The sequence below is a fragment of the Moorena sp. SIO4E2 genome (genome assembly GCF_010671945.1).
Classification (GTDB): domain Bacteria; phylum Cyanobacteriota; class Cyanobacteriia; order Cyanobacteriales; family Coleofasciculaceae; genus Moorena; species Moorena producens.
In genome coordinates this window covers 1-6,377 of record NZ_JAAHIE010000433.1, presented here as the reverse complement: position 1 = coordinate 6,377, position 6,377 = coordinate 1, and the positions used below count along the sequence as shown (strand labels likewise).

The window sequence follows — 6,377 nt, the reverse complement described above, 5'->3', positions numbered from 1 at the left end:
ATGGCACGAGTGTCCCACAGATGTAGTGGATAGTCCTGATGTGGGACGCATTGGTCCAATTACCTATAATCGTCCTGGTGGTCACCGAGCCAGAGGCTTTTTGATGGCAAGCGGACCAGGAATTACCCCAGGTTCTAGTTTGCCAGAGGCTCATCCTGTAGATATAGCCCCAACCATCTTGACCTTGATGGGAGCACCGATTCCTGACTACTTTGATGGCAAATCTCTAGTTAGTCCGACTTTATCCATCTCAGCTTGACATATAAATCAACCCTAGGGATAGGGTTTAATTTCCCTATCTGGGTAATTCCTGAGCCTCTTAGATTCAGCAAGTTTAAGGGTGTAGATGCACTCTTAGCTGGCCAGATGCTACTAACTTGAAACAATGCCATCCATTGCCCTAGTTCGCAAGTATAGGATTAACCCATTGAAATCCTATACTTGCAGATTTAGATCAGGTTTTGTATACAGGTTATCTTTTCACTAAAACAATTTTTGTATAAAGTAAGCTTTTGTAGAAAATAATCACTGCTTAATATCAAGTTTAGGAGTATTATTACTCTTAGGTCAGGGTTTAAAAAACCTGTGAAGTCAAGCAATATCATGGTTTTGAAATGCCATAATCGTGGCGAAACTTGCCTATTCCTTCCCCAGCAAGCTTGCTACATTTATATGGCTAGTTTCATTATACCACAAAGAAGCCTCCAAACATGATATAAGTTCTGAATTAGTAACTTTTTGCATATAACATTATGACTACAATAGTATACCTACAATTTTTTGCTATAAACCAAGGTTCATGAGAAAAATTTTGGCATTTTTTGAACCGATTTTCACTACTGTTTCCTTGGTGCTCTATTCAGGAGGAGTACTCACTGTAATTTTATCAGGAGGCAGAAGTGAGGGGGATGTCATACAAGAATTTGATTCCTCCCTCAGTAGATTGCTGTTCGTATTAATTTATCTCGTTACCTTTTTCCTCCTAACACTACGGTGGAAAAAGGTACTTTATGTCCTCAGTAAAGATAGGTGGCTGAGTCTGTTGGTGGGGATAGCAGTAGTATCTGTTTTCTGGTCTTCTGAACCAACAACGACTATCAACCGTGCTGTTGCCCTAATTGGCACAACCTTGTTTGGTGTTTACCTCGCCAGTCGCTACACCATGAAAGAACAGCTAGAAATGCTGGGTTGGGCGTTCGGAGTAGCAATATTGCTCAGTTTTCTGTTTATTGTGGCTCTGCCGAAATACGGGATTATGGGGGGAGTTCATGCTGGAACTTGGCGAGGAATCTACGTCCATAAAAATGTTCTTGGCAAAGTAATGGTGCCCAGTGCAGTCGTATTTTTGCTCCTAGCTATTCGGGGCAAAAAAAATAATTTACTGTTGTGGGGGGGGTTTGGCTTTGCCGTAATTCTTTTACTATTTACAACTTCAAAAACTGCACTGGTTAGTCTTATAATTATGTTATTATCTCTATATCTATACCGGATGTTACGGTGGCGATATTACTTACTGATTCCGGCTATATTTGCCATGACAACATTCGGAGGCAGCGTCTTAATCTGGTTGCTAGATAATGCAGACGCTTTGCTAGGTGCAATCGGTAAAGATGCTACCTTAACCGGTCGTACAAAGCTATGGCCCTTCGTGTTGGACATGATTGAGAAACAGCCGTGGTTCGGTTATGGCTATGGTTCATTCTGGAATGGCTTGAATGGTGAATCTGCCTATGTCTGGCGTGCAGTATTGTGGCCAGCTCCCAACGCCCACAACGGCTTGCTCGACCTATGGCTAGCTTTAGGAATCTTGGGAGTATTAATCTACCTAATTGGATTTAGTTTTAGTTTACTAAGAGCTATTGCTTGGCTTCGTGTAAGTAAAACATCAGAGAATCTCTGGCCATTATTGTTATTAACCTATACCGTGTTAGCCAATATCACAGAGACATCAGTGATGATACAAAACAATATCTTTTGGGTGCTATACACATCTGTAGCTCTTTCGGTGCTTATTCCATTAGAGCGACAACAAAACCTATTGAAATGAACGAAAACTTTCAGTTATTAGTCAGCATTGTCATCAACAACTACAATTATGGTCAGTTTCTACCTCAAGCGATTGACAGTAGCCTGAGTCAGACTTATCCAAATACAGAAGTAATTGTGGTGGATGATGAGTCCACTGACAACTCTCAGGAGATTATCACTAGCTACGGTGACCAAATTATTCCTATCCTCAAGAAAAATGGTGGGCAAGCATCGGCGCTCAATGCCGGTTTTTATGTCAGCCGTGGGGAGATTGTAATTTTTTTAGATGCTGATGATTACTTATTCCCTAATGCGGTGTCCGAAGTGGTCGCCGTTTGGAAACCAGGGGTAGTCCAGGTGCAATATCGTTTAGAGTTGGTCAATGCCCTTAGTGAATTTATTGGTATCCATCCAGCTCCAGACATAACATTTGATAGTGGCACCGTTTGGCCAATTTTGTTGGAGAAGGGAAAGTACAGCAGTACTGTAACCAGTGGCAATAGTTTTGCACGGTCAGCACTAGCTCAAATTTTTCCTATACCCGAATCTGATTTTACCATAGCTGCTGATGGTTATCTAGTCACCCTGAACCCATTTTATGGGCAAGTGGTATCGATTGAAAAACCCCTTGGGGCATACCGACAACATGGGAAGAATTTGTGGGCTTTTTCTAAGGGAACCATTCCCATTGAACGGTTTCGTCGGTCTATCAACCATGATTTTATCAAGTATAACTATTTAGTAAGCAAGGCGACTGAGTTCGGCTATCACGTATGCCCGGATTTGAGCTTTCGTGACCCCAATCATTTGATTCACCGTATCGCTTCTTTACGACTAGATCCTCACCATCATCCTTTTGCTTCTGATTCCCCTGTAGTCTTAGCTTACAAAGGATATTGCTCAATCTGGAAATATTCTAAATTTAATTGGAAAAAGAAGCTACTCTGGAGTCATTGGTTCCTGTGGGTAGGACTAATGCCCTATAGTCTTGTAAAACCAGTAATTTATTGGCCCCTTAGTTCAGCATCTCGTCCTAAAATTATTCTCTGGCTAGCAAAAATAATCCGCAGAGTTATACGCATCTTGACTTATCAACAAGTTACGGATTAACTCCTCAGGGTAAACGCATCGAAATTTGTATCAAAACTTACAGTTAAAAAGTAAACAATAGTATCAAAAATCTAGAATCACCCTGGTTATTATCAATAAGCCCAATTTATTCTCAATTATTGGCCGTGTTATCCAAGGTCGATTTGAGAGTACTCTACATTCTGGTTGCGTACGCAAATCCGACTTTGATTTTTGTTCAAAGTCAACGAATTTTCCGCTGACTTTGAACAAAAAAACTGATTTAGGATGGGATTTATGGGAATTTACCCAAAAAATTGAGTTAATGATATTTTTGTCTGTTACCATTTATACCAAATTAGATGCGTTTACCCTGATTAACTCCTGGTTAATATATCTTAAATAATTGGTAGGAGCTGGGTAGTAATAATTACCCAAAAGTATACTAGTTAATAGTCTTATATAATAAGGTCATGATTTCTTACTCAAATTATTCTCTAGTTAGGGAAAATTATCCGTATTAATACCTAAATTTGCGTAGAGATAATCAGCTAAATTACTTAGGATAATCAGCAATATAGTCAATTGTTTTATAGATTTTAATCTAGGTATAATTAACAACGGCGAAATAGCAGTTCGATATTACGAGAGAGTTTTTAGTGACTTTACCGAACTTTTTAATCATTGGAGCCCAAAAGGCTGGAACTACCTGGTTAGCCCATAATATCAGGGAACATCCTGAGGTATTTATACCTGGAAATGAGATTCATTACTTTAATAAGACCTATAATCTCAATCAAGGTATTGAATGGTATAAAAACCATTTTGCTGATGTTAATGGAGAAAAAGTTATTGGAGAAAAAACTCCTAATTACTTATGGATCGATCCATTGCCTGATGCCCAGGGTAAAGTCTACTATGACCCCCTCGAAGAAATTCCCTATTCCCATCGGCTGATCTACGAAACATTGCCTGAAGCAAAGCTTATTGTAGTCCTAAGAAATCCAGTTGAACGAGCCATTGCTGCTATAAATCACTTTATCAAAAATGGAGCTATATCTCTCAATGATGACCTTGATGAACTATTAGTTGGTGATCAACAACCCCTAGTTGAGCGCTATGGCATCATCGACATGGGACGATATTATCGCCAACTGCAAGGCTACTATGACTACTTCGATCCTAAGCAAATGCTAATTCTAGTCTTTGAAGAAGACATTGCTCAAAACTCAGACGATTCTCTGAAAAAAGTTTGTGAATTCCTTGAGATAGATTCTTCCTTTGATTTTAGTAAAAAGTCTAAAAAAGTCCATAAAAGCACTAGTTCACCAATTGCTCGTTATCTCGGAACCAGTTTCCCATTTATGCGTGGCTTGATCAATCGTGTTGATCAGCGCTTACCCTTACAACACCAAAAGCTTCGCCCCAGTCCATCAGCGATTCAAAAACTCTACACTATCTATGCCAATGACAATCAAAAGCTCTTCAAATTATTAAGGCGGGAGATATCGGCATGGCACAGCAAAGAATTAGTGGGATTAAGCAGCTAGTCAGCCTAAGGGTGAGGATAATAAAAAATTAGCCATATAAGTAGGGATAAATCAGATAATATATAAGTTGCCTTCAGAGATATTATGATGCTAACTTTTAGAGTAATATCTTCGATGGCAACTTGGTATAAGTCATACCAATAATTCGCTGATTGTCTTCTTAGTCTGGGTAATCAGAGATGATTTTCGATCAGTTACCAACTTGGCAGATAATCCTGGCAGCAAAAAGGTATGATCCAAACTACTTGATATGAATTTTCAATCCCTCAAATCCAGGCTCATTGGCATATTTCAGAAATCCCTAGTACGTAACACCTTGTGGATGCTATTGGCTAAATTTCTGAAGATGATTGTCCAAGCGGCCTATTTCGTGATTATTGCTCGTACCCTCGGTGCTCAACAGTATGGTCTGTTTGCTAGTTTGACGGCTTTAGCGGCGATTATATCACCTTTTGCTACCTGGGGGAGTGGAGATGTTTTAATTAAAAATGTCTCTAGAAACCGAGCCTTATTCAAGGAATACTGGGGCAATGCGCTGTTGATGGTTTTTACCTCTAGTTTGGTGCTAATTGCCTTAGTTATGCTTATAGCTCCAGCTATTTTACCTCAAGGAACGTCGCCCCTGCTAATATTTTTGGTATTTTTGTCTGACTTACTCTTTTTGAAAATTTTAGCCACCGCTGGTCAGGCATTTATCGCGGTCAGTCAGCTTAAGCACACCGCCCAGATTCATTTTTTACTCAGTCTAAAAAACTTAGTGGCAACACTTTGTTTTGTCAGCTTCTTTCAGACATCAGATATTGTAGTTTGGGCAGCTTTATATCTGGCTAGTACAGCAATAGCAGCTGGGGTTGGATTTCTGATGGTACATCGGATGTTAGGAACTCCTAAATTGGCAATATCAAAGATCAAGCCGGAGATGCTTCAGGGATTCTACTTTTCTGTCAACCTTTGTGCTGAAACGGTTAACAACAATGTAGATAAAACCATGCTGGCGCGTCTTTCTACATTACAAGCTACAGGTATATATGCTGCTGCATACCGTTTAATTGATGTGGCATTTGTCCCTGTACAATCTCTGTTAGCCGCTTCCTATGCCAAGTTTTTTCAGAAGGGAGCCGCTGGCATCCGGGGAAGTCTCAATCTGTCCAAGCGTCTATCACCAATTGCTGGTATGTACGGAATAGCTGCTGGTATCGGGTTGTTTATCTCGGCTCCAATGGTACCCTACATCATAGGTGAAGACTATAGTGAGGTAGTCAATGCCTTACGTTGGTTAGCACCGATACCGTTTTTTAAAGCCATGCAGTTTTTTGCGGCGGACACCCTAACTGGTGCTGGATTTCAAGGGTTGCGTAGTAGCATACAAGTAACGGCAGCTCTGTTGAACTTTTCGTTAAACCTTTGGTTAATTCCTCTGTATTCATGGAAGGGAGCTGCCTGGTCAAGTTTAACCTCAGATTCCTTGAGGATGCTCAGCTTATGGCTATTAGTGTTTGTCTTATATCGGCAAGAGGTGACTAGAAGCAAGCGCCTTCAAGAATCGGAACATTAATCTTTATCCCCTTTCTCTAAGAGGGATGCAACATAACATTCTTGGGTAATTGCTCATAGGTATAGCAGAAGTCAGAAGTCAGAAGTCAGAAGTCAGAAGTTAAACTCAAGCCAAACTGTAGTTTGAGACTTTTGTCATGTCCTAATTACCCTGGCGACTGCTATAATTGCTCATAG

At 40.2% G+C, this 6,377-nt stretch carries 4 protein-coding genes and 1 pseudogene; all 5 read left to right on the top strand.

Annotated features, from left to right (window positions below):
- A pseudogene (locus tag F6K37_RS29615) lies at positions 1 to 259 on the top strand (alkaline phosphatase family protein); the annotation flags it as partial.
- A 540-nt stretch (positions 260 to 799) separates the two neighbouring features.
- Positions 800 to 2,047 carry an O-antigen ligase family protein gene (locus F6K37_RS29610; RefSeq protein WP_008179476.1) on the top strand — a complete coding sequence of 416 codons (1,248 nt, stop codon included), beginning with the start codon at positions 800 to 802 and terminating at the stop codon, positions 2,045 to 2,047.
- Entirely contained in the window at positions 2,044 to 3,138 is a 1,095-nt protein-coding gene (locus F6K37_RS29605; RefSeq protein WP_287254051.1) for a glycosyltransferase family 2 protein, read from the top strand. The genes F6K37_RS29610 and F6K37_RS29605 overlap by 4 nt, the downstream gene beginning before the upstream one ends.
- A gap of 617 nt (positions 3,139 to 3,755) precedes the next feature.
- Entirely contained in the window at positions 3,756 to 4,646 is an 891-nt protein-coding gene (locus F6K37_RS29600; RefSeq protein ID WP_287254050.1) for a sulfotransferase domain-containing protein, read from the top strand.
- Positions 4,647 to 4,896: 250 nt separating this feature from the next.
- Positions 4,897 to 6,201 (top strand): oligosaccharide flippase family protein, encoded by a 1,305-nt coding sequence (locus tag F6K37_RS29595; RefSeq protein WP_287254048.1) that lies wholly within the window; start codon positions 4,897 to 4,899, stop codon positions 6,199 to 6,201.
- Positions 6,202 to 6,377: the final 176 nt, after the last annotated feature.